The sequence below is a fragment of the Pseudomonas sp. LBUM1640 genome (genome assembly GCF_059716225.1).
The window spans coordinates 2,684,816-2,711,555 of the sequence record NZ_CP166816.1; the positions used below are offsets into that span (position 1 = coordinate 2,684,816).

Consider the following 26,740-nt stretch of genomic DNA (forward strand, 5'->3'; position numbering starts at 1 on the left):
CTACCGCCAACGCTGCTAAACGAGGGTGGCAGCTGTACGCGGGTTAGCAGACCGGTCAATAGGAAAACCAGCGCACCCGAAGGTGCCCCACGCACAGCCACCATAAAAGCAGAAGTGAACCGTGTGCCTATTGAAGTCAGGCTGCTAAACCCGATCGCTGAAATCCAGCGACGCAGCGAAGACTAGCCACCCCTTCCAACAGGCACAAGGCGGCAGGGATTGTCTAGGAAACGTCCTGCAATTAAAAGCGACACGCCTTGCTGGCCTTTTACAAACCATGACCAAAGGCCACTAACCGATCATTCTCACGCGCTGCAAAAGACCCGTCTGAAGACGAGCGTTAGAACGGCTCTTAACCTTCTGTCTTGACCACTTCTACCCTCTACCTGCAAAAACACTGTGCAACATACGGCCTTCTTATGGAAGGAACCTAAACACCTGTGGGTACGACTTACTCGGCTGTTGATGTGAGCAGGATCGTGTGATCCGTGTGTGAAAAATACACCCGCATAAAACGCCCCATAAAATGCAATGTGAATAAGACGCTGTCGGTGTTTAAACCCCGGTCGTATTTTAACTGGCAGGTGGGTAATTCCAACTTTCTGAAAAGGCAAACCTGCAGTGGCTATCATTCCACCCTCCTTACAGCAGCCCGACGGTCAAGTATATTCGGAGATGGCGGGAACATCTGCCACCGTTCGAAACAACGTCTCAGATCAGCCTTCCATACAGCAACCCGACGAAGTACAGCCCGGCGATCCATTGTATTCGAGTGAGGCAGGAGGGTTTCTTGTTGTTCGACACAACGCCTCTGACTGGCGCCAGGCCACGTCGGCTATTTTAGCCAAGTCTGTTTCAAACGAGGTTCTTTGCAATACGGTCATTTATGGAACTGCCACCGTTTGTCCGCTCTCTGCGACCGATACGCTGCAACAGCGGTTGCCGCGCATAGATGACTATGCGGAGCGAGTAGTGGCGTTGGTCAGAAGCGTAGAAAGCGGTAATGAAGGCGAACGCAATATCAGATTCCAGCAGGCTCGTCAGTTCCTGGAACCCGCGGGTTATTTTAGCGCCGGGTTATTGGCTGCGGGGTACGACCCACATGAAAAAATCACCGTAACGTTCAACACCTACGTAGGGCGTGGAAACCCGGATAAGCTGACCAGCAGTCACCCACGCACTTACTTTGCATGGGAGATTGCCGCCGGTGCTCTTGCGCACGATAAAGTGGAGCGCGGCGGCCCGATCAACTTCCAGTCGATGCATATCGAGCAAAAAGATCGCAGCAAGGTCAGCGATCTGGAATCGGCTGGCGAGAAACTTCAGCATCATTGGGAGCGCGAGATATCGGGGCCCCTGTCGAATGCTTGGCGTCTACTGGCAACGCGCTCGGGCAAGGCGGACGCCTATGTTGTGCGCGGAACCTTGCAAAGCCTGGCGAATGACAAGAATAGTTTTGATCGGTTAAGCCATGATGCTAAAGAGGCGGTCAATCGCACCGTGCAGCGAAATGGACAAGTCATTGTGCCCAATATTTATGGTTATCCACTGGCGGGCTATGCTTTTATTCCTTACCACCCCTTTGACGGTAATGTCGACAATAGACCCAATACGGGTTTGATGATTGACCTGAAGAACGGCACGGTCAATGAAATAAAGGGCGACGGTGATTTTGCTAGCTGGGCTAAACAAAACCGTGACCCTGTGCTCCGTAGTTTCAATGCGGATGACAAGCAAGGCGGCAAAGATGCCCATTGGCCGAAGGCGGGCGATGTGCTTGATGATTTTATTGCGGGTAATCATGCCACTTTTCCAGGGCGTTCCGGTTTATTAAGTGATAAAGCGGTGCCGGTGTGGGAGACCTTTAATTATACTCAGTCGCGCGACAGTGATTATACGCTGAAGTTCGGTGGCCTTTATTCCAGTATTGCCGGCCACTATGAAGAGGTGAACGCCAACAACGCGATCGCGTCAGACCGGGCAGAGGTATTTGGTTCCTCGCAACAAGAATGGAAGGCGGCGAAAGAATTTTGGGGGAATACGTTCGGTTATTTACCCCTCCCTGGCACCCTCGGTAATATTGTCTTTGGCGTGCATGATTCCCTCTACGGCATGACGGCCAACGATCGGGTTGGTGGCACTGCCGCAGCGGTGATTTCGGCCCTGCAACTGGCGCACGAGCTTGCGCCCATTGGCGCAGAGTATGGGGTGGGTGAGCAGCTCATCAGGGTTAAGGCCCTTGACACCGAACATTACAGTTGGCGATTTGATTCGTCGACGAGCGAATTGGAATTGGTGCGAACACCCCAGTCTCCAGTCACGGCGGATGAAGTTCCCGCGTCAGTCACGGCCGGGCCTGAAATAACGCCCGCGCTAGACGCGCCTTTGTCTTTTCCCGGAATGCGAGAGATTAAGTTCAGGGGCCGAACATACTATGCCGCTTATCATCCTGATGCGGGGGACGGGGTGCATTACCTGTTGCGTATACCAGACGCACGTGACCCACAAAAGTTGGGAAGCAGCGGCAAAATTGCTGCGCCTGATGAGGCGAACGTATGGAGACTAGAGGGCAAAAGGGGCGGGGGGACGGTCGCGGAAGTTTTTTCACGACGATACAGGCAGGCACGCGAGGCGCTGGAGGTTGTTATTGAAAAATACAAGCATGCAGCCACCCCTCCCACTGAACTAGAAACGCAAGCGTTTGCGGCGACGTTGACCGAGCTCTCTGATAAAAGTAATGCCGATTATTTTGAGCATATTGAAACCTATACTCACGCAGATTCTGATTTTGTTAACGTGCCGCTGCGAGCCGGTAGAAGCACGCCAGAGCTTGAGGCATTTCTTGATGAGTTTAATCAGCTTGTTGCTTATGAAGGTAAAGCCTATCGTTCAGCCTTCGTCACGCCGGAAGGCGCAAAAAGAATTAAAGAGGGCGTTGGCAAGGTTTTTCAAGATCCCGGTGTGCAGTCAGCCTCGACGACCGTGCATAACTCAATTGGATGGGAGGACTGGGCGAAACGTGTGGCAGGGGGTCGAAATAATGCGAAAAAACAGGTGGTCTATGTGTTTGATGAGTTAGTGCCAAAAAAGAACCTGTCAGCCGACTTAATGAAGGATCATGTGGCAATCGGGCCTAGGGAAGTGATGAAGATAATGGCGGTGAAAGAGTTCGACGACAAACTGTTTGTCTATATATCGTCACCTTCCAAAACGCCCGATCATATTTATAATATTTTTAATGGCGAGATCATTTACTAATCCCCTGCGTAGTATTTTATACCTGGGTTATTCGATCGTTCCCACGCTCTGCGTGGGAATGCCTCATGGGGCGCTCCGCGTCCCGCCAGCCAGCGCGGAGTTCGGACCTTGCGCGCATGTGACGCAGAGCGTCACGGGCTGCAGTCCCACGTGGAACGTGGGGAACGATCTATCATTTTATATTCAGTGTTCGGCGCAGTAGCATCAGCACTCAGTTACTTCATAACGTCAGCGGGTGCAAATAAAAAGGATGAAGGACATGCGGTATTACTTACTCCGACCGGATCACGCCGTACCGGGCAAGTGGGTGCTTGGCGCTATACGGCACGTTGACAACTGGCACTTCAGAGATCCGCCGGTCAATTACATGGAGCCTGGCAGTTACACCCTCGACGTCAGGTTCGAAGGGGCTGAGGTTGATTACGCCCTGGCGGGTTATGGCAGTGTCCCGGTATTGAGCAGAAGAGCGCGTGATGCATTAGTGGGCTTGCCGGAGGTGGATGAGCCTTATCAGCACCTCGTACTTGAGCCGGTGCACATCGCGGACACGCACGTTGAACAGGACTATTTCGTGATGATCATCGAGACGCAGGTTGAATGCGTTGATGAACAACGATCGGAATATCAGCGGTATACCGTAGATGATCCGGTGAGGCCGGACCTGGCGGGGGATTATCGCGGCTTTACTAGGCTCGTTATTGACCCGGTAAAAGTCGGTTGCCGAGATATTTTCAGGCTCAAACACTATTTGGGCGCAATCATCGTCAGTGAAGAAGTCAAACGTCGCTTCGAGAGAGCAGGGGTAGTCGGGATGGCGTTTGATTCGGTGAATGGTGATACAACCACGGTGACCTAGGCGCGACAAGCCGGTGTCGCTCGCGCCCAGGCCATCATCTCGTCAGAAAATGGCTTTCACTTGTAAGCCCAATACCAATGCATTATCGATATCCACACCGGAAAACGCCCCCGGCTCGATGATGTATTGCACATCCGGGCGCAACGTCAGCCACGGCGTGGCCTGGTAGCCATAACTGAGCTCGATCAGTTGCTCGGCATTGTTCAGGTTGGGGTAGTCCGCCCCAGCGTTAAATGCCGCCAACTCCTGCACCTCACGACTGCGCGGGTTCGGCACCGCACGGCCATAACCCAGGGCCAGTGTGTCGCGCGGGCGACCTTCGAACGGCTTGTACAGCACCACGCCCGCGCCGTACCACTTGCTGAATGGCGAGGCGGCCTCACTGGCGGCCGAGTATTGGCCGAAGGCATGCAACACGCGCCCCGCAGACGAGCTGGACGCCCACACCGCCTGGTCGATCAGCAGGTAGTGGCCGCCGCGACCGCTGACCTCCTTGTTGCTGCCGATGCGTTTTACGTCTGAGCTGTCGTAGTAATACCCCAGCTTGTACTCGCCCGGCAGCGTGCCCGCGTGCTTGTAAACCAGCTCGATGGGCACCACGGTGCCGGTGGTGTGTTTGGGCCCCAAGTGCCACGCGCGGCTGGTGTTGCCATTGCTCGACGGGTCGACATTGAACGCCGCCACGCGCAGTTGCCACGCTGGCGAAAAGTCGTATTTCACCCGCGCGCCGAGGTGCGCGTTCGGGTAGTTGGCCCAGCCGCTGCCACCGGACATGTTCAGCGGGTGCCCGCAGAAACCGGCGTTCATGAAGTTGCACAGGATGCCGCTGTCGAGACCGCCGAGGTCATTGCCCATCGCCATGTAGCCCAGCTTGAGGTTCAGCGCCGGGGTGAACAGCGTGCGTTCGTAGCTCAACTCGGTGAGGCGCGTGTAGAGGCCGCCGTAGTTTTCCTGGATGGGCAAGCGGTTGCCCACCAAGTCTTCGGAGGCACTATTGCCGCGCCGGTCGTTGATGGTCAGCTGGATGCGGTCGCCATTGTTGAAGCCGTAGAGCTTGCCCAGGTCGAACTGCACGCCCAGCTTGATGTTTTGCGAGTAGCGCGCCGAGCGGTGTTGGCCGCCGTTAGCGTTGTAGGCGGTCTCGCCGCTGTAGTCGCCGGTGAAGCGGAGGCCTTGCTCGTCGAGTTCACGGCGCAGGCCGCCCCAGTCGCCGGTCAGGGTGGTGTCGTCGGCTTGAACGGGCAGGGCGGCAGCCAAAGCCAGGCCCAGCACGAGGCGGCCAAGGGGCATGTGAGAAGTGGGGGTCATGCGGGATTTTCCAAACTGCATGTGTATAAAGGCGCGCGCGCTGCCGGTGGGCACCGCGCGAACAGAGGGTGGTTATGGCAGGGCGTAGGCGATCACGAAGTCGCCACGGTCGGTGGACTGTCGCGCGCCGCCAGCGGTGATGACGATGTACTGTTTGCCGGTTTTCGGCGACACGTAGGTCATCGGGCCGCCTTGGCTGCCCACGGGCAGGCGGGCCTTCCAGACTTCATCACCGTTGCCGCTGTTGAAGGCGCGCAGGTAGAAGTCCTGGGTGCCCGCAATAAAGATCAGGCCGCCCTGAGTGGACAGCGTGCCGCCCAGCGTCGGCAGGCCAACCTTGATCGGCAGGTGCATGCGGATGCCCAAGGGGCCGGTGTCTTCCACGGTGCCGACCGGCACTTGCCAGGCGATCTGCTGGGTCTTCATGTCGATGGCGGTCAGGGTGCCGAATGGCGGCGCCTGGCACGGAATGCCGGCCACGGACAGGAAGCGGTTTTTGTTCACCGCATACGGCGTGCCCTTGAGCGGCACGGCGCCCATGCCGGTGTTCAGCGCTTCACCACCGGACGAAGCCTGGGCCTTGTTCTGCGATGGCACCATCTGGATCCACAGGCCCAGGCGCATGTCGTTGACGAAGATAAAGCCATGCACTGGGTCGGTGGAAATGCTGCCCCAGTTCATGCCGCCCAATGACCCCGGGAAACTCAGCGATTTGTCGGTGCCCGGCGCGGTGTACAGGCCTTCGTAGCGCATGCCTTTGAAGTCGATGCGGCACAGCAACTGGTCGTACGGCGTGGCGCCCCACATGTCCGATTCGCGCAAGGTTTGCGCGCCGATCTGCGGCATACCGAGCGATTTTGGCTGGGTCAGCGAGTAAGGTTCGTCAGGGATGTTCGCGGCCTTGACCGGCACTTCCTTGACGTCGGTCAGCGGCTTGCCGGTGGCGCGGTCGAGCACATAGATTTGCCCGGCCTTGGTGCCGATCACCACGGCAGGCACAGCCGTGTCGCTGCCCGGTGGGGTGAAGTCGATGAGGCTCGGCTGCATCGGCAGGTCGAAGTCCCACAGGTCATTGTGGACGGTTTGGTACACCCACTTTTGCGCGCCGGTGGAGGCGTCCAGGGCCAGCACCGAGGCGCCGTATTTGTGGTTGAGTTGGGTGCGTTCCACGCCGTAGATGTCGGTGGATGAGCTGCCCATCGGCAGGAAAACCGTGTTCATCAGCGGGTCGTAAGACATCGGCGCCCAGCTGTTCGGCGTGCTGCGCACATAGGTGCTGCCGGCTGCAGGGGCTTGTTTGTCTTGCGGGTTGCCTGGGTCGAAGGCCCAGCGCATTTGCCCGCTGATGACGTCGAAACCACGGATCACGCCGCCTGGCATGTCGGTTTGCACGTTATCCGCCACGCGCCCGCCCACCACCACGGTGGTGCCGGCCATTAACGGCGCCGAAGACAATTGGTAGTAGCTGTCCGGCACATTGCCCAGGCCGGCTTTCAAATCCACCTGGCCGTGGTTGCCGAAGTCTTCGCAGAATTTGCCGGTGTCGGCATCCACCGCGATCAGGCGCGCATCAATGGTGTTGGTCAGCAGACGGCGTTGGCATTGGGCACCGGCAGGCACGCTGGCGGCCATGATCGGCGAGCTGTTCGGCTGGGTCGGCTGGGCGAGGGGCGCGGTGGCGTCGAAATACGCCATGCCACGGCAGCGCTGCCATACCGCCGACTTGGCGTTGACGTCGTTCTTCCACAGTTCTTTGCCGGTGTCAGCATCCAGCGCGATCAGGTTGTTGTGCGGGGTGCAGATATACACCTTGTTGCCAATTTGCAGGGGCGTAAGTTGGTCTTCGGCACCGTTGCCGTCGCTGATGGCCACGTCGCCGGTGTGGTAGGTCCACGCTACTTTGAGTTTATTGACGGTGTCGCGGTTGATCTGGTCCAGCGCCGCAAAACGGCTGCCGCCTTCGGTATTGCCGTAGTGCGCCCAGTCTTTCTGCGCGTCGGCCGCAGCCACCGGCGTGATGCCAGGGCCTTTGCCGGTCGGCGCCACGCTTGGGTGGGCGACGAACATATTGCCCGCAGCGACGGCCACCCCCAGCGCCAATACGCCAGCAATGCCATACGCACCGCGTGCGGGTTTGCCGGCCAGCAGCGGATACACCAGCGCCACCACCACGCCGATCACCGCAAACATGAACAGCCGCGAGAACAGCGGCCAGTACACCAGCCCGACGTCCGCCACCGCCCACACCGCCGTGCCGACCAGAAAGGCGGCGAACCACCACGCACCAGCCGGTTTGCGCCGGGCAATCAGCAGGCCGGAAACGGCCATGGCCACGCCACCCGTCAGGAAGTACCAGGAACCGCCCAGGCTGACCAGTTTGGCGCCGCCAACGGCCAGGGCCACGCCGAGCAGGGCAATGACGATGCCCAGGCCCAGGAGGAGGAATCTAGAGGCGCCAGCGGCGCGCGATGCTCGTTTCATGTCGACAGGACTCGAATGTGAGTGGGCAAAGACGCGATTTTAGCAAGATAAGTAACTGGTTAGTACATTCTGCTTGGTAATAGTCTTTTACAGACTTGGGGATGATGGTGTGGCGAGCAAGCCTGCTCGCCACAGAGGGCTGGGTCTCACGCCAGCGAGGTGAGAAACCCGTCTACACACGCCATGCACGCTTCACGTTCCTCAACGTGCGGCATATGGCTGGACTGCTCGAAAATCTGCCAGCGCACGTCGCTGATGCCATCGGCAAACGGTTGCACGGTGGCCGGTGTGGCTTCATCGAAGCGACCGGAAATCAGCAGCGTCGGCACCTGGATGCGCGGTAGCCGATCAATGATCGTCCAGTTGCGCATGCTGCCGATCACATGGAATTCGGTGGGGCCATTCATCGCGTGGTAGACGGTGGGGTCGTCCTTGATGGCGGCATTGGTGCGCGCAACGTCGGCAGGCTCCGGCTGGATACGGCACACATGCCGCGCGTAAAACACTTCTGCGGCTGCGTGGTATTCGGCGCTGTCGGTGGTGCCCGCAGCCTCATGGTGCAGCAACGTCGCCTGCACCTCGGGCGGCAACGCCTGGCGCAGTTCATTGGCCGCCGCGCGCCACAAATCCATCGACGCTGGCGAGTTGGCAATAATCAGCGCCTTCAAGCCGACCGGTTGACGCACCGCATGTTCGGCGCCGAGCATGCCGCCCCAGGACTGGCCCAGCAGCGCGTAGTCGCTGATTTCCAGATGCTCAATCAGGTTGTTCAATTCCGCCAGGAACAACGCCACGGTCCAGAAATCGGTGGAGGCGCCAGGCAGATGCGTCGAGCGGCCATTACCGACTTGGTCGTAGTGCACCACCGCGCGGCCGGTGGTGGCCAGGTCTTTGAAACTGTCGACGTAATCATGGGTGCAGCCCGGGCCGCCGTGGGCAACGATCAAGGGCAGGCGCCCTGAATTCAAGTCGCCGGTGACCCGGAACCACGTCCGATAGCCACGGAAATCGGCATAACCTTCGCGTACCTGCATGCTCTGTACCTCATTGGGATCAATGCGTTACAGGCTAATCAAAACCGCGCGCCAGGTGCACTGGTAAAAATGCTAGGTTCTCAGACTTCCACCAGTCGGTAGTGCAAGCCACGCGCCACGGCTTCGACGCGATTGCGTGCACCCAACTTTCTTGCGGCGGCAATCAGGTGCAGGTTGACCGTGGCTTCGGAGCGGTTGAGGGTAGCGGCAATGCCCTTGGCCGACAGACCCTTGGCTGAATGCTGCAGGCACTCGCGCTCGCGGCGGGTGAGGTGAACATGGCTGCAGCACCGCTCCGTCGGCGCCAGCAACTCGCTGGCGCGGGCCTGAAAGGTATGGGCCAGCACCAGCATGTCGCCAAGGTGCTGCTGGGCCAGTTGCTCGGCATTGGCCGGGCTGCCATCGACGATGGCAGTGAGCGTGGCAAAGCCGCCGTCCGGCAAGTGCAGCGGCACGGTCAGGCCGGTGCTCAGGCCGTAGTCGCGGATGTAGTGGGCCACCGGGCGATGCGCGTCGGTCAATGTGCCGTTCCAGTGGGTATCGGTGCTGAACGACCACACAAACGGCGTCGTCCTGCGCGCTGCGCATTGCTGCACCGGGTCGATCTGGTAGTAACCGCCCGCGCACCACAGCTCGTGCATATCTACCGGCGCATTCAGCGCCATGAACACCGACGGCGTGATCAGCGCGCCTTCATGGCTCACCGGCACCGGCGCGTAGTCGTAGATCAGCGTCTTGAACCCCAGCGGGTTGGTCGCCGCCTGCACATGTGCCAGGCACGCGTCCAGGCGGGTCAGGTGGGCGAGCTGCTCGCTGAATGTCATCAGGTCGGTGTGCATGGCGCCTCCGGGCAGTGGGATGCGCATTTGCCCAAGCAAACACTCTGCCAAGGCCGAAAACCTAGTACTTTTCAGGATACAGCCCGAACCGCCGTGGCCTTAGAGTGAAGCTTCAGTCCAACCCGTTCGGAGCGCCCACATGACCGACACTTCCACACCCGGCGACAGCGCGCAGCTCGCGCGTTTCGGCTATACCCAGCAACTCAAGCGCCAGCTCAGCCTGGGTGACCTGTTGATCTACGGCATGGTCTTCATGGTGCCACTCGCACCGTTCTCGATCTTCGGCGGCGTGTTTGACGCCAGCCACGGCATGGTGCCGCTGACCTACCTGATCGGCTTCGTCGCCATGCTGTTCACGGCCATCAGCTACCAACAGATGTCCCATGCGTTCCCGGTGGCAGGTTCGGTGTATGCCTACGTCGGGCGCGGCTTGAACAGCCAGCTGGGGTTCCTTGCGGGCTGGGCAATTCTGCTCGACTATTTGCTGGTGCCGACCTTGCTCTACGTGATCGGCGCCAACGCCATGGCCAACGTGATTCCCGGCATTCCCCAGCCGCTGTGGATCGTGTTTTTCGTGGTGCTCAATACCTTGGTCAACTGGCGTGGCATCCAGACCACTGCCCGCGCCAACCGCTGGTTCCTCTACGGGCAACTGGTGGTGCTGGTGGTGTTTGTGGTGCTGGCCAGTATCGCGATCAGCAACGGCGTCAACGGTGCGAGCTGGACGATGAAGCCGCTGTACAACCCGGCTGAATTCTCCATGCCGCTGATCTTCAGCGCATTGTCGGTGGCGGTGTTGTCGTTCCTGGGCTTTGATGCGATCTCCACCCTGTCCGAAGAAACCCGTGGTGGCAGCCGCGCCGTTGGCCGCGCGACCCTGTGGGCGCTGGCGTTGGTCGCGGCGCTGTTCATGCTGCAAACCTGGCTGGCGGCGTTGCTGCAGCCTAACCTGATCCAGTACCCGAACCCCGATGCGTCGAACAATGCGTTCTATGAAATCGGCCGGCTGGTAGCTGGCCCGTGGCTGCAAATCGTGATTGCCCTGGCCGTGGCCATTGGCGCTGCGATTGCCAACTCGCTGGTGGCCCAGGCGGCGACCTCACGCCTGCTGTTCGCCATGGCCCGCGACCGTCAACTGCCGCAGTTCCTCAGCCAGGTGCACCCGGTCACCGGCGTACCGCAACGCGCCACGTTGCTGGTGGCGGGCTTGAGCCTGGTGCTGGGGCTGTTGTTTGTCGGGCAGATCGACCTGTTGGCATCGATGTGCAACTTTGGTGCGCTGAGCGCTTTCCTGCTGCTTCATGTGGCCGTGGTGTGGCACTACCGCGGCGCCGGTCGGCGGGTGGTGCATGGGCTGGTGCCGCTGATCGGTTTTGTAATCATCAGTTATGTGTTGGTTAATTCGGATATCTACGCCAAGGTCGGCGGCACCTGCTGGTTGGCGCTGGGCGTGGTGGTGCTGATCTACTTCAAGGCCAGCGGGCGCTCCACCGAGCTGAAGGTGGACGCGCAATTGGGCTAAGCCGGGGAGGCGGTGAGTGGCTCACCGCCGCGTTGGCGAGCTAAAACTTGAAACGCCCCACCAACCCCTTGAGCTGACCGGAAATATCCGTCAAGCGGCCCGACCCGGTTTGCGCCGAGTGGGCAAAGCCTTCCACCAACTGCGCATCGGCATGGATCTGCGCGATGTGCCGGTTGATCTCTTCGGCCACCTGGTGCTGCTCTTCGGCGGCCGTGGCGATCTGGGTGTTCTGGTCGCGAATCGAGTCCACCGAGCCACGGATCTTGTCGAAGCTGTCGCGGGCCTGCTGGATGCGTTCCACGCTGGTGTGCGACACCAGCAGACTGCCCTGCATTTGCTGGGTGACTTCCTGGGTGCGGCGGGCGAGGTTGCCCAACAGGCTGTCGATCTCGCCGGTGGAGTCGGCGGTGCGCCGGGCCAGGGCGCGCACCTCGTCGGCGACCACCGCAAAGCCACGGCCCTGGTCGCCGGCGCGTGCGGCCTCGATAGCTGCGTTGAGCGCCAGCAGGTTGGTCTGTTCGGCGATTGAGCGGATGGTGTCGAGAATAGTGTTGATGTTCTTGCTGTCCTGCTCCAGCAACTGCATGGTCTGAGTCGAGCGCTGCAGGTCTTCGCTCAGCTTGAGCACGCTGCCGGTGGCTTCGCCGATGTGCTGCTGGCCGTCGTGCACGTCGCGGTAACCTTCGTCGGCACTCGACGCGGCAGCGCTGCACGAGCGCGCAACTTCATTGGCGGTGGCGACCATTTCATTGAACGCGGTGCTCACCAGTTCCACGGCTTCGCGCTGGCGGCCGGCGGCCTGGTTCATGTTATGGGCGACTTCGCGGGTGTCGGCGGCGGCCGTTTGCAGGTCGCTGGAAGCACTGCCGATACGCTGCACCAACTGGGCGATCATGCTCAGGAACTGGTTGAACCAGCCTGCCAGGCTGGCTGTTTCGTCCTTGCCCTCGACCTTGAGTTGACGGGTCAGGTCGCCTTCACCTTCGGCAATCTCTTGCAGGCCATCGGCGACCCCGCGAATCGGGCGCACGATGACCCGGGCAAAGCTGGCGCCGACAATCGCAAAAACCACCGCCAGTACCGCCGCAATGGCGGCGATCAGCCAAGTCAGGCTGGAGGCTTGGGCCATCACTTCATCACGTTTGATCAAGCCGATAAACCGCCAGCCCAAGTCCTTGGAGCTGACGACGTTGGCCATGTAGGTCACGCCATTGATGTCGACCTGGGTCACGCCATCGCCGCGCTTGGCCAGCTCGGCGTAGTTGGCGCCCAGGTCAGCCATGGGCTTGAAGTTGTGCTTGGCATCGCTGGGGTCCACCAGCACATTGCCGTTGGCTTCCACCAACATCAGGTAGCCGCTGTCACCGAGCTTGATATTCCTCACCAGTTCCGTGAGCTGCTTGAGCGACACGTCCAGGCCGACCACGCCCAGCACATTGCCGCTGGCGTCGGCGACGGTGTGCACGGTGCCGATCAGCGACACATCGTCCGGCGCCCAATAGTAGGCACCGGTGCGCACGGTTTTGCCCGGCGCCGCGAGGGCCGCCTGATACCAGGGGCGTACGCGCGGGTCGTAGTTATTCAGTTTGGTGTCATCAGGCCAGCTGGCGTAGCCCCCGTCCTTCAAGCCCAGCGACAGGTAGGCGGTGCTCGGGTGGCTCTTGGCAAACTGGTCGAAAATCGCCAGCAGCTCAGTGTTTGTCGGGGTCAGCGGGATTTGCGCAGCATCGGCGCCGGCGTAGCTCTTGAGGTCTTTAGCCGCGACAACACGCGGGTCCTTGGCCACATACTCGACGTTCTGGCTGATGCCGTCGAAGAATTGCTTCATGCCATTGTCGATCTGGCGGATCTCACGGCCACTGCTGTCGAGGAAATTCGCCAAGGCGCCCTCGCGCAGGTTCAACACGACGAGCACGGCCACCAGGATAACCGGCACGCACGCGACAGCGGCAAACGCCCAGGTCAGCTTTTGCTTGATATTCATGACTTCTCCCGCGGGTATTTATAATTTTGGCAAGGGGAAACGGTAGCGGTGAGCGTCGCATGTGTTTTTTAGAAGGGAAGCGGCCCATGCTTACCCCGATGTATCGACCGGGGCAGCGGGCACTTGAGGCGTCAAATGATGGGCAGACGTGCGGTCAGCCGATACGCTCGCCACCCAGCGCATCACGCTGCATCGACTGCAGGTTTTTCTCGATGGTTTCGCAGATGGTTTCCATCTGGATCTGATGCTCACTGGAGTGAAACGGGCTTTGCAGGTCGGTGCCGATGCGCTCGATCGCCAGCAGCATAAAGCCCACCACCGTCGAGGCCAGTGGGGTGAACCAGCCCAGCGATTCCACCAACCCGACTGGCACGATCAGGCAGAACAGCGAAATGAACAGGCGCGGGAAATACACGTAAGGGTAGGGCAGCGGCGTATTGGCGATACGCTCCATGCCGCCCTGGGCGTTGGACAAGTCCACAAGGGTCGATTCCAGCCGCGCCAGGCGAATGCTGTCCAGGTGACCGGCCTTGTACTCCTTGGCCAGCAGCGCCGCCGAGCCGGTAAGGATGTCATTGGCAAAGTTGTTGGTGGCGCCGTTGCGCGCGAATTCGTCCGCAGGGATAAATGCCCGCACCTCATCCGGGCACGGCTGGCCCTTGAGGTGCGCCGCCAGGCAATTCACATAGGCCACATGGCGGCGTAGCAAGGTGGCTTTGACCGGGTTCACCTCGCCGTCCGGGTCGTCCAGCAAGGTCAGCACCTGGCGGGCAAAACTGCGCGAGTTATTCACCATCGCGCCCCACAGCGTACGGGCTTCCCACCAGCGGTTATAGGCGCTGCTGTTGCGAAAACTGATCAGCACCACCAGCGCCGAACCCAGCAGCGTCAGCGGCATCAGCGGCAAATTGATCTTGGTGGTGAGAAACAGCATGAAATCCACCGTGACGGCGACATCCCATAACAATAACCAGAACAAAGCCCAGCCCACATAGCCCATGGTCTTGATAATCAGGCGGTATTTTTTGATGATGGCGGCTTTCAAACGAGGACCTCGCGGCGAGCGGTAAGCAACAATGCCCTAGCTCGGACGCTGGTTTGGGGGGAAAGGTTCGCCAAAGACCTGAATCGTTTAAGTCGCGTGCGGTCAATGTTTATAACCGTCAGGAGGCTCTATGAAAATTGGCGTGATATCCGACACCCACGGCTTGCTGCGGCCTGAAGCCATAGCGGCGTTGCAAGGCTGTGAACAGATCATCCATGCGGGCGATATCGGCGGGCCGGACATTCTTGAACAATTGGCGCACATCGCGCCCGTGCACGTGGTGCGCGGCAACAATGACCTGGACGCGGCCTGGGCGCAGCAGGTGCCGGACCATCTGAGTATTGATCTGAAGGGCTGGCAAACCCTGGTCGTGCATGACATTGCCGACGTGCCCGCGTTACTGGCTCCGCACACGCGGCTGGTGATCACCGGCCACTCGCACAAGCCCTTGATCGAGTGGCGCGGCGCAACCTTGTACGTCAACCCCGGCAGCGCCGGCCGGCGACGTTTCAAGCTGCCGGTGACACTCGCGGTGCTGGAGATTGTTGAGGCTTGTATTGAGCCGCAGTTGATTGCGCTGTTGGAGCCTGTTCAGTCACCGCTGGGCTGAATCACCGGGCGCCCGTCGTGGCGTGGGTTGCCGACCGCGCTGTCGACCTTGAACCACTCGAACACCTCTGGCGGCTCGCCCTGAAACAGCACCATCTGCTCGGCGCGGCCGCGGTTGGTCGCCGGGTCCAGCCATTCGCGGGCCAGCTCGGGGCTCAGCACCACCGGCCGGCGATCATGAATATCGACCATGCCGCCGGCGCTGTCGGCGGTGATGATCACAAACCCATCGTCAACGCCCGCGCCCTCATCGGCGTCGGGCAGTTGGCCGATGGCGGCACACAGCACCGGTGCGCCGTCGCGGCGACGAATCAGGTAGGGCTGCTTTTTCGGGCCGCCTTCATCCACCCATTCAAACCAGTTATCGACCGGCGCAATCGCGCGGTGCGGCCAGATCGCGCGAAAGAACGGGCCGTTGGCGACTTTTTCGACCCGCGCATTGATCGGTGGCGCGCGGTCCTTGGCCCAGTGCGGGCGCCAACCCCAGCGCACCCGGTCGGCATGCCGCCGGTCATTTTCCAGGTACAGCAGCGCGACGGGCGTGGAGGGCGCCACGTTGTAGCGCTCAAGCGGCAGCTCGCCCACGTTGTTGAGCAGGGCATTGGGCATGCTCAAGGCCGCCACGAAGTCATGAATACCGCGGTACTGCGAAAGTCGTCCACACATGGTCGGTTCCTCGAACTGACCCCCTGAGCGTAGACGATGGATTTACAGCGGGGTCAGCACGTTCATCACCGTGTCCAGCGCCACCCGCGTGTCATCCAGTTGCACCAGCGAGGCGTGCCGGGCGCCGAGGGCGTCGCGGTTCTGGATGGCGGTGAGGATCGCCTTGTGGCGCGGCAGGCTCAGGCCCTGGATGTCCGGCCGGCGGTTGGTGATGTTGATCGACTCGCGCAGCGGCAGCGAGAGCATGTTGCACATGTAGGCGAGCAGGTCGTTGCGGGTGGCGTCGGCGATGGCGCGGTGGAAGTCCAGGTCGGCCTGCAACAGCGCGTCGTGGGTTTTGGCGGTTTCCATGCCCAGGTAGGCTTTTTCGATGGTGGCGATGTCTTCATCGGTGGCGGTGGTCGCCGCCATGGCGGCGATTTCCGGTTCGAGGATGCGCCGCACGCCCGCCAGGGTATTGAAGAACTCGCTGTGAGGCGTGGTCTGCATCAGCCAGGACAGCACGTCCGGGTCGAGCAAGTGCCATTTCAAGCGCGGCCGCACCACGGCGCCCACCCGTGGTTTGGAATACACCAGGCCCTTGGCGCTGAGCACCCGCGTCGCCTCACGCAGCACCGAGCGGCTGACCTTGTACTCCTCGCACAGCGTGGCCTCCATGGGCAGGCGTTCTTCGGGCTTGAAGCGACCGGAAACGATGTGCATGCCCAAGTCCTGAACGATCTGGGCATGCATGCTCTTGCGCGGCTTGGGCGGCTGGTGATCCATAACGAACGGGAGGCTCTGGCTAAATAAGCGGCATCATAGCATCCCAATTAGTGGGAATGACGGGGGACTTCAGCCCCACGGCAGCCCACCAGGAAGTCAAAGTCACAGCCTTGGTCGGCTTGCAGCACATGGTCGATGTACAGCTGGCGGTAGCCGCCGACGATCAACTTTTGTGGTGGCGCCAGGTCCGCCATGCGCGCCGCCAGCTCTGCGTCGGGGATGTCCAGGTGCAGGCGGCCATTGGCGCAGTCGAGCTCAATCCAGTCGCCTTCCTTGACCGTGGCCAACGGCCCGCCGGCGGCGGCTTCCGGTGCCACATGCAACACCACCGTGCCGTAGGCCGTGCCGCTCATGCGCGCATCGGAAATCCGTACCATGTCAGTCACGCCCTGGGCCAGCAGCTTGGCCGGCAAGCCCATGTTGCCGACTTCGGCCATACCGGGGTAACCCTTGGGCCCGCAGTTCTTCATGACCAGGATCGAGTTGGCGTCCACATCCAGTTCCGGGTCATTGATGCGCGCCTTGTACATGTCGAAGTCCTCGAACACCACCGCGCGGCCACGGTGCTGCATCAGCTCTGCGCTGGCGGCCGACGGCTTGAGCACGGCGCCCAGCGGCGCGAGGTTGCCGCGCAGCACGCAAATACCGCCGTCGGCGCGGATTGGGTTGTCGAGCGTGCGGATCACTTCGTCCTGGCCGTAGATCGGCGAGTCCTTGGTGTTTTCGCCCAGGGATTTGCCGTTGACGGTCAAGGCATTCGGGTGCGGGATCAGGTTAGCCTCGCCCAGGCGGCGCAGCACGGCGGGCAGGCCGCCGGCATAGTAGAACTCTTCCATCAGGAAACGCCCCGACGGCTGCAGGTCAACAATCGTCGGCATGCCACGGCCCATGCGCGTCCAGTCATCCAGGTCGAGCTGGACGCCGATGCGCCCGGCGATGGCTTTCAAGTGGATCACCGCGTTGGTCGAACCACCGATAGCCGCATTGACGCGGATCGCATTTTCAAACGCCTCTTTGGTGAGGATCTTCGACAGCTTCAAGTCTTCGCGCACCATCTCTACCGCACGCATGCCGGACATATGCGCCAGCACATAGCGCCGCGCATCCACCGCTGGAATCGCTGCGTTGTGGGGCAGGGAAGTGCCCAGTGCCTCGGCCATGCAGGCCATGGTCGACGCGGTGCCCATGGTGTTGCAGGTGCCGGCCGAGCGCGACATGCCGCCTTCGGCCGCGAGGAAATCATCCAGGGTGATCGTGCCGGCCTTGACCTGTTCACTGAGCTGCCACACCACCGTGCCCGAGCCGATGTCCTGGCCTTTGTGCTTGCCGTTGAGCATCGGCCCACCGGTGACGACGATGGCCGGCACGTCGCAACTGGCCGCGCCCATCAGCAGCGCCGGGGTGGTTTTGTCGCAACCGGTCAGCAGCACGACGCCGTCAATGGGGTTGCCGCGAATCGCCTCTTCCACGTCCATGCTCGCCAGGTTGCGGGTGAGCATGGCGGTGGGGCGCAGGTTGGATTCACCGTTGGAGAACACCGGGAATTCCACCGGGAAGCCTCCGGCCTCGATCACGCCGCGTTTGACGTGCTCGGCGATCTGGCGGAAATGCGCGTTGCACGGGGTCAGCTCCGACCAGGTATTGCAGATGCCGATGATCGGCTTGCCATGGAACTGATGGTCAGCAATGCCCTGGTTCTTCATCCAGCTGCGGTACATGAAACCGTTCTTGTCGGCGGTGCCAAACCACTGGGCAGAGCGCAGGGCGGGCTTTTTATCAGGCATGATCGACTCTCTTATTGTATGACTATATGTTCTAAATTCGTTTAAACATAAGCGCAAAATCGTGGGTTTGGAAGTGTTGTTTTGCAAATAGTCATACTATATAGTCGACCTCAACTGAGGCGTGACCCTGGCTGAATTTCGCCGGAGGCGGCCCCCGAGCTTCTATAAAAACAACAATCGGAGATCGACCCCCATGAGCCAGGAACTGCGGCTTATACGGCGCATCACGCTGAAACTGATTCCCTTCCTGATCCTGCTGTACCTGATCGCCTACGTGGACCGCTCCGCCGTGGGCTTTGCCAAATTGCACATGGGCGCCGACGTGGGCATCGGTGATGCGGCTTATGGTTTAGGCGCCGGGCTGTTCTTTATTGGCTATTTTCTTTTCGAGATTCCCAGCAACCTGATGCTCGACCGCTTCGGCGCGCGGCGCTGGTTCGCGCGCATCATGCTGACCTGGGGCGCGATCACCATCGGCATGGCCTTCGTGCAAGGGCCGCAGAGCTTTTATGTGATGCGCTTTTTGCTCGGCGCGGCAGAGGCGGGGTTCTTTCCGGGCGTGCTGTACTACATCACCCAATGGTTCCCGGTGCGCCATCGCGGCAAGATTCTCGGGCTGTTTATCCTGTCCCAACCCATTGCGATGATGATCACCGGCCCCGTGTCCGGCGGCTTGTTGGGCATGGACGGCATCCTCGGCCTGCACGGCTGGCAGTGGCTGTTTATCGTCATCGGCACCCCGGCTTTGCTGCTGACCTGGCCGGTGCTGCGTTTTTTGCCGGACGGCCCCCAGCAGGTCAAGTGGATGAGCGAGGACGAGAAAACCTGGCTTACCGGCGAGCTCAATAAAGACCTGCAAGCGTACGGCCAGACTCGCCATGGCAACCCGCTGCATGCGCTGAAAGACAAACGCGTGTTGCTGCTGGCGCTGTTCTACCTGCCGGTGACCTTGAGCATCTATGGGCTGGGCCTGTGGCTGCCGACGCTGATCAAGCAGTTCGGCGGGAGTGACCTGGTGACCGGTTTCGTCTCAGCGGTGCCGTACATTTTCGGCATCATCGGGCTGCTGATCATCCCGCGCAGTTCCGACCGTCTGAATGACCGTTACGGCCACCTCGCCGTGCTCTATGTGCTGGGTGCCATTGGCCTTTTCTTCAGTGCCTGGCTGAGTGTGCCGGTGCTGCAAATGGCCGCGCTGTGCCTGGCGGCGTTCGCGCTGTTCTCCTGCACGGCGGTGTTCTGGACCTTGCCGGGGCGGTTCTTCGCCGGCGCCAGTGCGGCGGCGGGCATTGCGCTGATCAACTCGGTGGGCAACCTCGGCGGCTATATCGGCCCGTTTGTGATCGGCGCGCTCAAGGAGCACACCGGCAACCTGGCTTCGGGTTTGTATTTCTTGTCCGGCGTGATGGTGTTCGGGCTTGTCTTGACCGGCGTGGTCTACCGCGTGTTGGAGCGCAAGCACGTGCTGCCCGCCGACCAATTCGCCGCCAGTGCGCGTGGCGCCACGCGGACTTAATCCTGGAGAAGTTTGATGCGTTTAGTTCAGTTCGAATTGCGTAATGGTGAGCGCCGCGTCGGCGTGGTGCAAGGCAGCAAACTGCGCGAAGTGCAGACCGCACGCAGCGTGCGTGAGTTGGCGCTGGCGGCCATCGAGGCGGGCGTCAAGTTGCAGCAACAGGTCGACCGTTTGGGCCTGGGCAACAGCTACGACTACGCCGCGTTGCTCGCCGACCTGAAAATCCTGCCGCCACTCGACCACCCGGACCCGGCCCACATGCTCATCAGTGGCACCGGCCTGACCCACCTGGGCAGTGCCTCGGCGCGGGACAAAATGCACCAGCATGCCGCTGACGACAGCGCCCTGACTGACACCATGCGCATCTTCAAATGGGGCGTGGAGGGCGGCAAACCACCGGCCGGCCAAGCAGGCGTACAACCGGAATGGTTCTACAAGGGCGACGGCAGCATCGTGGTGCGCCCGGGCCAGGCGTTCCCGGTGCCGCCGTTTGCCGACGACGCCGGTGAAGAGCCGGAAATCGGCGGCCTCTACGTGATTGGCCACGACGGCAAACCCTATCGACTGGGCTTCGCCGTGGGCAACGAGTTTTCCGACCATGTGATGGAGCGCAAAAACTACCTGTACCTGGCCCACTCCAAACTGCGCAGTTGCAGCTATGGCCCGGAACTGCGCGTGGGTGATTTGCCCCAGCACCTGGCGGGCACCAGCCGCATCCTGCGTGACGGTGAGGAAATCTGGCGGAACGAATTCCTCAGTGGCGAGGCCAATATGTGCCACAGCCTGGAAAACCTCGAATACCACCACTTCAAATACAGCCAGTTCCTGACGCCTGGCGATGTGCACATTCATTTCTTCGGCACCGCCACGCTGTCATTCGCTGACGGTATACGTACCCAACCGGGCGATGTGTTCGAGATCAGCCAGGCCGAATTCGGGGCGCCGCTGGTCAACACTGTCGGCAAGGCCGACGCGGCGTTCGAACCCGGCACTGTCATCCCCCTTTAAGGAGAGCACCATGACCCAGTTCCTCGGCCACAACTACATCGGCGGCCAGCGCAGCGCCAACGGCGGCGTTACGCTCAAAAGCATCGACGCCAACAGCGGCGAAGCCTTGGCCCAAGTGTTTTACCAAGCCACCCCGGAGGAAGTCGACGCCGCCGCCAAGGCCGCCGCCGCCGCTTACCCGGCGTACCGTACGTTGAGTGCCTCGCGCCGCGCGCAGTTTCTCGATGCAATAGCCGATGAGCTGGACGCGCTGGGTGATGATTTCGTCGAGCTGGTCTGCCGCGAAACCGCTTTACCTGCCGCGCGTATCAAAGGCGAACGCGGGCGTACCAGCGGCCAGATGCGCCTGTTCGCAACAGTGCTGCGGCGCGGTGATTTCTACGGCGCACGCATCGACAGCGCCTTGCCCGACCGCCAGCCAGTGCCGCGCCCGGACCTGCGCCACTACCGCATCGGCCTGGGCCCGGTGGCCGTGTTTGGCGCGAGCAACTTTCCCCTGGCGTTTTCCACGGCGGGTGGCGACACGGCGGCTGCGCTGGCGGCGGGTTGCCCGGTGGTGTTCAAGGCCCACAGCGGGCACATGGCGACCGCCGAGCGCGTTGCCGATGCCATCCTGCGGGCGGCCGAAGCCACCGAAATGCCGGCCGGCGTGTTCAATATGATCTTCGGCGGCGGCGTCGGTGAGGCGCTGGTCAAGCACCCGGCGATCCAGGCCGTCGGCTTTACCGGCTCACTCAAGGGCGGCCGCGCGTTGTGCGACATGGCAGCGGCACGCCCGCAGCCGATCCCGGTGTTTGCCGAGATGTCGAGCATCAACCCGGTCATCGTGTTGCCCCAGGCCTTGCAGGCGCGGGCGCAAACGATCGCCCGCGACCTGACCGCCTCAGTGGTGCAAGGCTGTGGCCAGTTCTGCACCAACCCTGGCTTGGTGATCGGCATTGCCTCGCCAGCCTTTACCACGTTCACCCAGCAAGTGGCGCAGCTGATCGGCGATCAACCCGCGCAAACCATGCTCAACGCTGGCACCCTCGGCAGCTACGGCAAAGGCCTTAAAACGCTGCTCGCGCACCCTGGCATCCAGCATCTGGCGGGCGCTGCCCAGGCGGGCAATCAGGCGCAACCGCAGCTGTTCAAGGCCCAAGCCAGCCTGCTGATCGACGGCGATGAAGTGCTGCAGGAAGAAGTGTTCGGCCCGACGACCGTGTTCGTGGAAGTGGCTGACCAGGCCCAACTCAGCGCCGCCTTGCACGGCCTGCGCGGTCAACTGACGGCGACGATCATTGGCGAGCCAGCCGACTTTGCGCAGTTCCCTGAACTGACGCCGTTGCTGGAGCAGAAGGTTGGCCGCATCCTGCTCAATGGTTACCCGACCGGCGTTGAGGTCTGCGACTCCATGGTCCACGGCGGCCCTTACCCCGCCACCTCGGATGCGCGTGGCACCTCGGTCGGCAGCCTGGCCATCGACCGCTTCCTGCGCCCCGTGTGCTTGCAGAATTACCCTGATAGCCTGCTGCCCGACGCGTTGAAAAACGCCAACCCGTTGCGTATCCAGCGGCTGGTAGATGGCACGCCATCGCGCGACCCACTGTAGACACCAGGAGGTTTTATGTCGTGTACCGCAGTCACTGCGCACCGAGCGCAGTTGGGGGAGGGCCCGTTTTGGGACGTGCCGACCCAGGCACTGTATTGGGTCAATATCGCCGGCAAACAGGCGCTGCGTCTGCTGGGCGGGCACTTGCAGATCTGGCAGTTGCCTGAGCACGTCTCGGCGTTCATCCCGTGTGAAAGCGGCGATGCGTTGGTCACGCTGAGCAGCGGCGTGTACCGGCTGAACCTTGAAACCGAAGCCCTGACCCTGCTGTGCGTGGCCGACCCGCAACCCGGCAACCGTGGCAATGAAGCGCGCTGCGATGCCCAAGGCCGTCTGTGGCTGGGCACCATGCAGAACAACATTGGCGAGCAGGGCGAAGACCTGCCGATCACGCGGCGTTCCGGCGGCCTGTTTCGCATTGATGCCGATGCGCAGGTCACGCCGCTGCTGCACGGCCTGGGCATTCCCAATACTTTGCTGTGGAACGAGGACGGCACTCAGGTGCATTTCGGCGACAGCCTGGACGGCACGCTCTACCGACACTCGATCCAGGCGGGTGGCCAGCTCGACCCGGCGCACGTGTGGTTCGGCCCGCATTCACGCGGCGGCCCGGACGGCTCGGCGATGGACAGCCAGGGCTACATCTGGAACGCCCGTTGGGACGGCAGTTGCCTGCTGCGCCTGACGCCGGACGGTGCAGTGGACCGCGTCATCGAACTGCCCGTCAGCCGTCCCACCAGTTGTGTATTCGGTGGCCCGAACCTCACCACGCTCTATATCACCAGCGCCGCCAGCCCATTGGATCACCCCTTGGATGGCGCGGTATTAGCCATCGAGGTCGACGTGCCAGGCAAACCCTGTCACCGCTTTGCCGGTTAAATCCTGACATTCAAAAACAACAACAAGGAGTCACCCGTATGAATCGTCGTCGTGGTTTGCGTTCCCTTTGCTGCGCCGCTGTGGCGGTGTCAGCCCTGAGCTTGAGCGGCCTGTTGCTGGCCGCCGAAGAAGTGAAGATCGGCTTTCTGGTCAAGCAGGCTGAAGAACCGTGGTTCCAGACCGAATGGGCCTTTGCCGAAAAAGCCGGCAAGGAGCATGGCTTCAAGGTGATCAAGATCGCCGTGCCCGATGGCGAGAAAACCCTTTCGGCTATCGACAGCCTGGCGGCCAACGGCGCCAAGGGCTTTGTGATCTGCCCGCCGGACGTGTCTCTGGGCCCGGCGATTGTCGCCAAGGCCAAGGCCAACGGCTTGAAAGTGATTGCGGTGGATGATCGCTTCGTCGATGCCAAGGGCAACTTCATGGAGGACGTGCCGTACCTGGGCATGGCCGCGTTTGAGGTCGGCCAGAAGCAGGGCGCGGCGATGGCGGCCGAGGCGAAAAAGCGCGGCTGGGACTGGAAGGACACCTATGCGGTGATCAACACCTTCAACGAACTCGACACCGGAAAAAAACGCACTGACGGCTCGGTCAAATCCCTGGAAGAGGCCGGCGTTCCCAAGGACCACATTCTGTTCACCGCCGCCAAGACCCTCGACGTACCGGGCAGCATGGACGCCACCAACTCGGCACTGGTCAAGCTGCCAAGCGGCGCCAAGAACCTGATCATCGGTGGCATGAACGACAACACCGTGCTCGGCGGCGTACGCGCCACTGAAACGGCCGGTTTTGCCGCCGCCAACGTCATCGGCATCGGTATCAATGGCACCGATGCCATCGGCGAACTGAAAAAGCCTGACAGCGGCTTCTTCGGCTCGATGCTGCCAAGCCCGCACATTGAAGGCTACAACACCGCGAAGATGATGTTCGACTGGGTCACCACCGGCAAGGAACCCCCGAAGTACACCGCCATGGATGAAGTGACGCTGATCACCCGCGAGAACTTCAAGCAGGAGCTGGAAAAAATCGGCCTGTGGAACTGAGGCAATCAAAAAATGTGGGCGCTGGCTTGCTCGCACCGCCGCTCCCACAGTTTTGTCCGAGTTCAGATGCCAGCACCGCGGTGCTCTGCTTTTCTGTAGGAGCTGGCTTGCCTGCGATGCAGGCACCTCGGTGCATCAGGCATAACCAGTTGATGCCATCGCAGCGGTTCGGCGGTCCGACAAGCCAGCTCCCACCTTTGACCGAGTACACACATCTACCTGATGTACTGAGCTCCAAATGTGGGAGCGGGCTTGCTCGCGAATGCGGTGGGTCAGTCAGCTTATCTGTAACTGATCCACCGCATTCGCGAGCAAGCCCGCTCCCACAATTTGACCGAGTTCAGCTGCCAGCACCGCAGTGCTCTGCATTTCTGTGGGAGCTGGCTTGCCTGCGATGCAGGCACCTCGGTCCATCAGGCAAAACCAGTCGGTGCCATCGCAGCGGTGCGGCGATCCGATAAGCCAGCCCCCACCGTTTAATCGGCGGAGAATTTGAACACGGTGTTGTGGGTGTAGGTTTGCCCCGGGTTCAAGCGAGTCGAGGCAAATTTGGGTTGGTTGGGCGCATCCGGGAAGTGCTGCGTCTCCAGGGTAAACGCGCTCCAGTGCGCATAGGTTTTGCCAGCTTTACCCTTGACCGTGCCATCCAGGAAGTTGCTGGTGTAGAACTGCACACCCGGCTCGGTGGTGTAGAGCTGCAAACGTCGGCCGGACGCCGGGTCATGTATATCGGCGGCGAGTTGCTTGATATCGCCTTTGTTATCCAGTGCCCAGTTGAAGTCAAACCCGCCTTGTTTGGGCTCGGCGAACTTGAGCTGCGGGTGGTCGTCCTTGATATGCTGACCGATAGGCGTAGGTTTGAGGAAATCCATCGGCGTGCCCTTGACCGGGGCCAGTTCGCCGGTCGGGATCAAGGTGGCATTCACCGGCGTGTAGTGGCTGGCATGCAAGGTCGCGACTTGCTTGAGGATGTCGCCATTGCCTGCGCCGGCAAGGTTGAAGTAGCTGTGGTTGGTGAGGTTCAGCACCGTCGGTTTGTCGGTGCTGGCCGTGTAGGCGATGTGCAGTTCGTTTTTATCGTTGAGGCTGTAGGTGACCTCGGTCTTCAGGTTGCCGGGGAAGCCCATTTCACCGTCCTTGGACAGGTAGCTCAGCTTCACGCCGACCGAGTCCTTGCCCTTGACCGGCTCGGCTTGCCACACGTGCTTGTCGAACCCCTGCGCGCCGCCATGCAGCGAGTTGGGGCCATCGTTGAGCGGCACCTGGTAGCGTTTGCCGTCAAGTTCGAAGGCGCCACCGGCGAGGCGATTGCCGAAGCGCCCGATGGTCGCACCGAAAAACGCCGTGCCACTCTGGTAGCCCTGCACGTCATCGAAACCGAGTACCACGTCATCGACGTTGCCGTTTTTGTCCGGCACTTTCAGCGACTGCAACACGCCGCCGTAAGTGATTACCGTGGCTTGCATGCCATGGCTGTTGCGCAAGATGTATTGCTCGACGGCGGTGCCGTCGTTGGTTTTGCCGAATGGCTTGTGTTCGCTGGTAAGCCCTGCGGCCTGGGCGGCGCCGCTGGCAATCAACATGGACAGGGCGAGGCCCGAAAGCAGGTGTCTAGGGTGCTTCATGGTCGAACTTCCTTTTGTTGTTTTGAGTGGAATAGTTCTACTAATGTGCGATATTTCGTCAGGTTGACAGCGAATTTATAGCCTTTAACGCCGATTACGCAAAATAAAATAAGACTAATTGATCGAGGCAATCGTTATATGAGTACTGAACAGGCCGTTTATCCCGACCTTCAGGGTAAGGCCGTATTGATTTCCGGAGGTGCCTCGGGCATTGGCGAATTCATGGTGCGCGCCTTCGCCGCGCAGGGCGCCAAGGTGGCCTTTGTGGATCGCGCGCAGAGCCAGGGCGAGCGGCTGGCGGCGTTGTTGAGTGCCCAGGGGCATAGCGTTGAGTTCGTGTGTTGCGACATCACCGATGAAATCGCCTACAAGGCCGCGATAGCGCGTTTTGAACACACGCTGGGGCCGATCACCGTGCTGGTGAACAACGCGGCCAACGACGTGCGCCACAGCCTGGAGGAAATCGACTCGCAGATGTTCGACAGGCTGATCGCGGTCAACCTCAAGCATGCATTCTTCGCCGCCAAAGCGGTGGTGCCGATGATGAAAAGCGCGGGCGGCGGGGCAATTATCAACCTGGGTTCGGTCGGTTGGATGATGGCCTCCGCCGGCTACCCGGTGTACGCCGCCAGCAAGGCGGCGGCCCATGGCATGACCCGAGCGCTGGCGCGGGAGCTGGGCCCCAGCCGTATTCGGGTGAACACCTTGGTGCCGGGTTGGGTGATGACAGAGAAACAGCTGGCGATGTGGGTCGACGATGCGGCCAAGGAATTGATCAGCCGCAGCCAGTGTTTGCCCGGCAGTGTATTGCCCGAGCACATCGCCAATATGGCGCTGTTTCTTGCCTCCGATGTGTCGGCGATGTGTTCGGCGCAGAACTTTATTGTGGACGGCGGTTGGGTGTAGGCCGGTTATTCGATGGGGTAC

The 26,740-nt window shown here is 61.0% G+C and carries 19 protein-coding genes and 2 pseudogenes; 10 read left to right on the top strand and 11 right to left on the bottom strand.

What is annotated here, in order from left to right; genetic code table 11:
• Window positions 1-621: 621 nt before the first annotated feature.
• Window positions 622-3,258 carry a hypothetical protein gene (locus tag ACA065_RS12230; protein WP_497694729.1) on the top strand — a complete coding sequence of 879 codons (2,637 nt, stop codon included), beginning with the start codon at window positions 622-624 and terminating at the stop codon, window positions 3,256-3,258.
• Between the two features lie 259 nt (window positions 3,259-3,517).
• Window positions 3,518-4,114 (top strand): imm11 family protein, encoded by a 597-nt coding sequence (locus ACA065_RS12235; protein WP_497694730.1) that lies wholly within the window; start codon window positions 3,518-3,520, stop codon window positions 4,112-4,114.
• 42 nt (window positions 4,115-4,156) lie between these two features.
• Here ACA065_RS12235 and ACA065_RS12240 read toward each other — a convergent pair whose 3' ends face one another.
• The 4 genes from ACA065_RS12240 to ACA065_RS12255 all read right to left on the bottom strand — a co-directional run bounded on the left by ACA065_RS12240 (window position 4,157) and on the right by ACA065_RS12255 (window position 9,776).
• Complete coding sequence (locus ACA065_RS12240) at window positions 4,157-5,422, bottom strand: carbohydrate porin (protein WP_497694731.1); 1,266 nt, start codon at window positions 5,420-5,422, stop codon at window positions 4,157-4,159.
• 72 nt (window positions 5,423-5,494) lie between these two features.
• On the bottom strand, window positions 5,495-7,903 hold the full coding sequence (locus tag ACA065_RS12245; protein ID WP_497694732.1) for a glucose/quinate/shikimate family membrane-bound PQQ-dependent dehydrogenase: 2,409 nt from the start codon (window positions 7,901-7,903) through the stop codon (window positions 5,495-5,497).
• 146 nt (window positions 7,904-8,049) lie between these two features.
• Complete coding sequence (locus tag ACA065_RS12250; protein WP_497694733.1) at window positions 8,050-8,937, bottom strand: proline iminopeptidase-family hydrolase; 888 nt, start codon at window positions 8,935-8,937, stop codon at window positions 8,050-8,052.
• A gap of 80 nt (window positions 8,938-9,017) precedes the next feature.
• Complete coding sequence (locus ACA065_RS12255) at window positions 9,018-9,776, bottom strand: helix-turn-helix transcriptional regulator (protein WP_497694734.1); 759 nt, start codon at window positions 9,774-9,776, stop codon at window positions 9,018-9,020.
• A gap of 139 nt (window positions 9,777-9,915) precedes the next feature.
• On the opposite strand from ACA065_RS12255, the gene ACA065_RS12260 reads away from it, so the two are divergent.
• On the top strand, window positions 9,916-11,298 hold the full coding sequence (locus tag ACA065_RS12260) for an APC family permease (protein ID WP_497694735.1): 1,383 nt from the start codon (window positions 9,916-9,918) through the stop codon (window positions 11,296-11,298).
• A 40-nt stretch (window positions 11,299-11,338) separates the two neighbouring features.
• On the opposite strand, the pseudogene ACA065_RS12265 reads toward ACA065_RS12260, so the two are convergent.
• From ACA065_RS12265 to ACA065_RS12275, 3 genes and pseudogenes are all read right to left on the bottom strand, one after another.
• Window positions 11,339-11,875 (bottom strand): annotated as a pseudogene (locus tag ACA065_RS12265) (methyl-accepting chemotaxis protein); the annotation flags it as partial.
• 375 nt (window positions 11,876-12,250) lie between these two features.
• Window positions 12,251-13,282, bottom strand: a pseudogene (locus tag ACA065_RS12270) (cache domain-containing protein); the annotation flags it as partial.
• Between the two features lie 154 nt (window positions 13,283-13,436).
• Window positions 13,437-14,327, bottom strand: coding sequence for a bestrophin family protein (locus tag ACA065_RS12275; protein WP_497694736.1), 891 nt, complete (start codon window positions 14,325-14,327; stop codon window positions 13,437-13,439).
• A 130-nt stretch (window positions 14,328-14,457) separates the two neighbouring features.
• Here ACA065_RS12275 and ACA065_RS12280 point away from each other — a divergent pair, with 130 nt between their 5' ends.
• Window positions 14,458-14,937, top strand: a complete 480-nt coding sequence (locus tag ACA065_RS12280; RefSeq protein ID WP_497694737.1) for a metallophosphoesterase family protein — start codon at window positions 14,458-14,460, stop codon at window positions 14,935-14,937.
• On the opposite strand, the gene ACA065_RS12285 is transcribed toward ACA065_RS12280, so the two are convergent.
• From ACA065_RS12285 to ACA065_RS12295, 3 genes are read right to left on the bottom strand one after another with little or no spacing between them, the layout of a single operon-like run.
• The gene (locus ACA065_RS12285) at window positions 14,919-15,602 is read right to left on the bottom strand and encodes an SOS response-associated peptidase (RefSeq protein ID WP_497694738.1); all 684 of its coding nucleotides are present in this window, start codon (window positions 15,600-15,602) and stop codon (window positions 14,919-14,921) included. The genes ACA065_RS12280 and ACA065_RS12285 overlap by 19 nt on opposite strands.
• Before the next feature lie 42 nt (window positions 15,603-15,644).
• On the bottom strand, window positions 15,645-16,367 hold the full coding sequence (locus ACA065_RS12290; protein WP_094952623.1) for a FadR/GntR family transcriptional regulator: 723 nt from the start codon (window positions 16,365-16,367) through the stop codon (window positions 15,645-15,647).
• Between the two features lie 47 nt (window positions 16,368-16,414).
• Complete coding sequence (locus ACA065_RS12295; RefSeq protein ID WP_497694739.1) at window positions 16,415-18,151, bottom strand: IlvD/Edd family dehydratase; 1,737 nt, start codon at window positions 18,149-18,151, stop codon at window positions 16,415-16,417.
• Window positions 18,152-18,344: 193 nt separating this feature from the next.
• Between ACA065_RS12295 and ACA065_RS12300 the strand changes: the two genes are divergently transcribed.
• Genes ACA065_RS12300 through ACA065_RS12320 form a run of 5 tightly spaced genes read left to right on the top strand, consistent with a single transcriptional unit; the run spans window position 18,345 to window position 24,188 of the window.
• Window positions 18,345-19,667 carry an MFS transporter gene (locus ACA065_RS12300; protein ID WP_497694740.1) on the top strand — a complete coding sequence of 441 codons (1,323 nt, stop codon included), beginning with the start codon at window positions 18,345-18,347 and terminating at the stop codon, window positions 19,665-19,667.
• Between the two features lie 15 nt (window positions 19,668-19,682).
• The gene (gene araD1 / locus ACA065_RS12305; RefSeq protein WP_497694741.1) at window positions 19,683-20,675 is read left to right on the top strand and encodes an AraD1 family protein; all 993 of its coding nucleotides are present in this window, start codon (window positions 19,683-19,685) and stop codon (window positions 20,673-20,675) included.
• Between the two features lie 10 nt (window positions 20,676-20,685).
• Window positions 20,686-22,266, top strand: a complete 1,581-nt coding sequence (locus ACA065_RS12310) for an aldehyde dehydrogenase (NADP(+)) (protein ID WP_497694742.1) — start codon at window positions 20,686-20,688, stop codon at window positions 22,264-22,266.
• A gap of 15 nt (window positions 22,267-22,281) precedes the next feature.
• The gene (locus tag ACA065_RS12315; protein WP_497694743.1) at window positions 22,282-23,145 is read left to right on the top strand and encodes an SMP-30/gluconolactonase/LRE family protein; all 864 of its coding nucleotides are present in this window, start codon (window positions 22,282-22,284) and stop codon (window positions 23,143-23,145) included.
• 38 nt (window positions 23,146-23,183) lie between these two features.
• Entirely contained in the window at window positions 23,184-24,188 is a 1,005-nt protein-coding gene (locus ACA065_RS12320) for a substrate-binding domain-containing protein (RefSeq protein ID WP_497694744.1), read from the top strand.
• A 476-nt stretch (window positions 24,189-24,664) separates the two neighbouring features.
• On the opposite strand, the gene ACA065_RS12325 is transcribed toward ACA065_RS12320, so the two are convergent.
• Window positions 24,665-25,813, bottom strand: coding sequence for an aldose epimerase family protein (locus tag ACA065_RS12325; RefSeq protein WP_497694745.1), 1,149 nt, complete (start codon window positions 25,811-25,813; stop codon window positions 24,665-24,667).
• 138 nt (window positions 25,814-25,951) lie between these two features.
• Here ACA065_RS12325 and ACA065_RS12330 point away from each other — a divergent pair, with 138 nt between their 5' ends.
• Window positions 25,952-26,719, top strand: a complete 768-nt coding sequence (locus ACA065_RS12330) for an SDR family NAD(P)-dependent oxidoreductase (protein ID WP_497694746.1) — start codon at window positions 25,952-25,954, stop codon at window positions 26,717-26,719.
• The last annotated feature ends 21 nt before the right edge of the window (window positions 26,720-26,740 follow it).

Excerpts from the sequence above, each read along its gene's own strand:
- ACA065_RS12235 (WP_497694730.1), top strand. The coding sequence starts at position 3,518 with ATGCGGTATTACTTACTCCGACCGGATCACGCCGTACCGGGCAAGTGG.
- ACA065_RS12240 (WP_497694731.1), bottom strand. The coding sequence starts at position 5,422 with ATGACCCCCACTTCTCACATGCCCCTTGGCCGCCTCGTGCTGGGCCTG.
- ACA065_RS12245 (WP_497694732.1), bottom strand. The coding sequence starts at position 7,903 with ATGAAACGAGCATCGCGCGCCGCTGGCGCCTCTAGATTCCTCCTCCTG.
- ACA065_RS12250 (WP_497694733.1), bottom strand. The coding sequence starts at position 8,937 with ATGCAGGTACGCGAAGGTTATGCCGATTTCCGTGGCTATCGGACGTGG.
- ACA065_RS12255 (WP_497694734.1), bottom strand. The coding sequence starts at position 9,776 with ATGCACACCGACCTGATGACATTCAGCGAGCAGCTCGCCCACCTGACC.
- ACA065_RS12260 (WP_497694735.1), top strand. The coding sequence starts at position 9,916 with ATGACCGACACTTCCACACCCGGCGACAGCGCGCAGCTCGCGCGTTTC.
- ACA065_RS12280 (WP_497694737.1), top strand. The coding sequence starts at position 14,458 with ATGAAAATTGGCGTGATATCCGACACCCACGGCTTGCTGCGGCCTGAA.
- ACA065_RS12285 (WP_497694738.1), bottom strand. The coding sequence starts at position 15,602 with ATGTGTGGACGACTTTCGCAGTACCGCGGTATTCATGACTTCGTGGCG.
- ACA065_RS12290 (WP_094952623.1), bottom strand. The coding sequence starts at position 16,367 with ATGGATCACCAGCCGCCCAAGCCGCGCAAGAGCATGCATGCCCAGATC.
- ACA065_RS12295 (WP_497694739.1), bottom strand. The coding sequence starts at position 18,151 with ATGCCTGATAAAAAGCCCGCCCTGCGCTCTGCCCAGTGGTTTGGCACC.
- ACA065_RS12300 (WP_497694740.1), top strand. The coding sequence starts at position 18,345 with ATGAGCCAGGAACTGCGGCTTATACGGCGCATCACGCTGAAACTGATT.
- araD1 (WP_497694741.1), top strand. The coding sequence starts at position 19,683 with ATGCGTTTAGTTCAGTTCGAATTGCGTAATGGTGAGCGCCGCGTCGGC.
- ACA065_RS12310 (WP_497694742.1), top strand. The coding sequence starts at position 20,686 with ATGACCCAGTTCCTCGGCCACAACTACATCGGCGGCCAGCGCAGCGCC.
- ACA065_RS12315 (WP_497694743.1), top strand. The coding sequence starts at position 22,282 with ATGTCGTGTACCGCAGTCACTGCGCACCGAGCGCAGTTGGGGGAGGGC.
- ACA065_RS12320 (WP_497694744.1), top strand. The coding sequence starts at position 23,184 with ATGAATCGTCGTCGTGGTTTGCGTTCCCTTTGCTGCGCCGCTGTGGCG.
- ACA065_RS12325 (WP_497694745.1), bottom strand. The coding sequence starts at position 25,813 with ATGAAGCACCCTAGACACCTGCTTTCGGGCCTCGCCCTGTCCATGTTG.
- ACA065_RS12330 (WP_497694746.1), top strand. The coding sequence starts at position 25,952 with ATGAGTACTGAACAGGCCGTTTATCCCGACCTTCAGGGTAAGGCCGTA.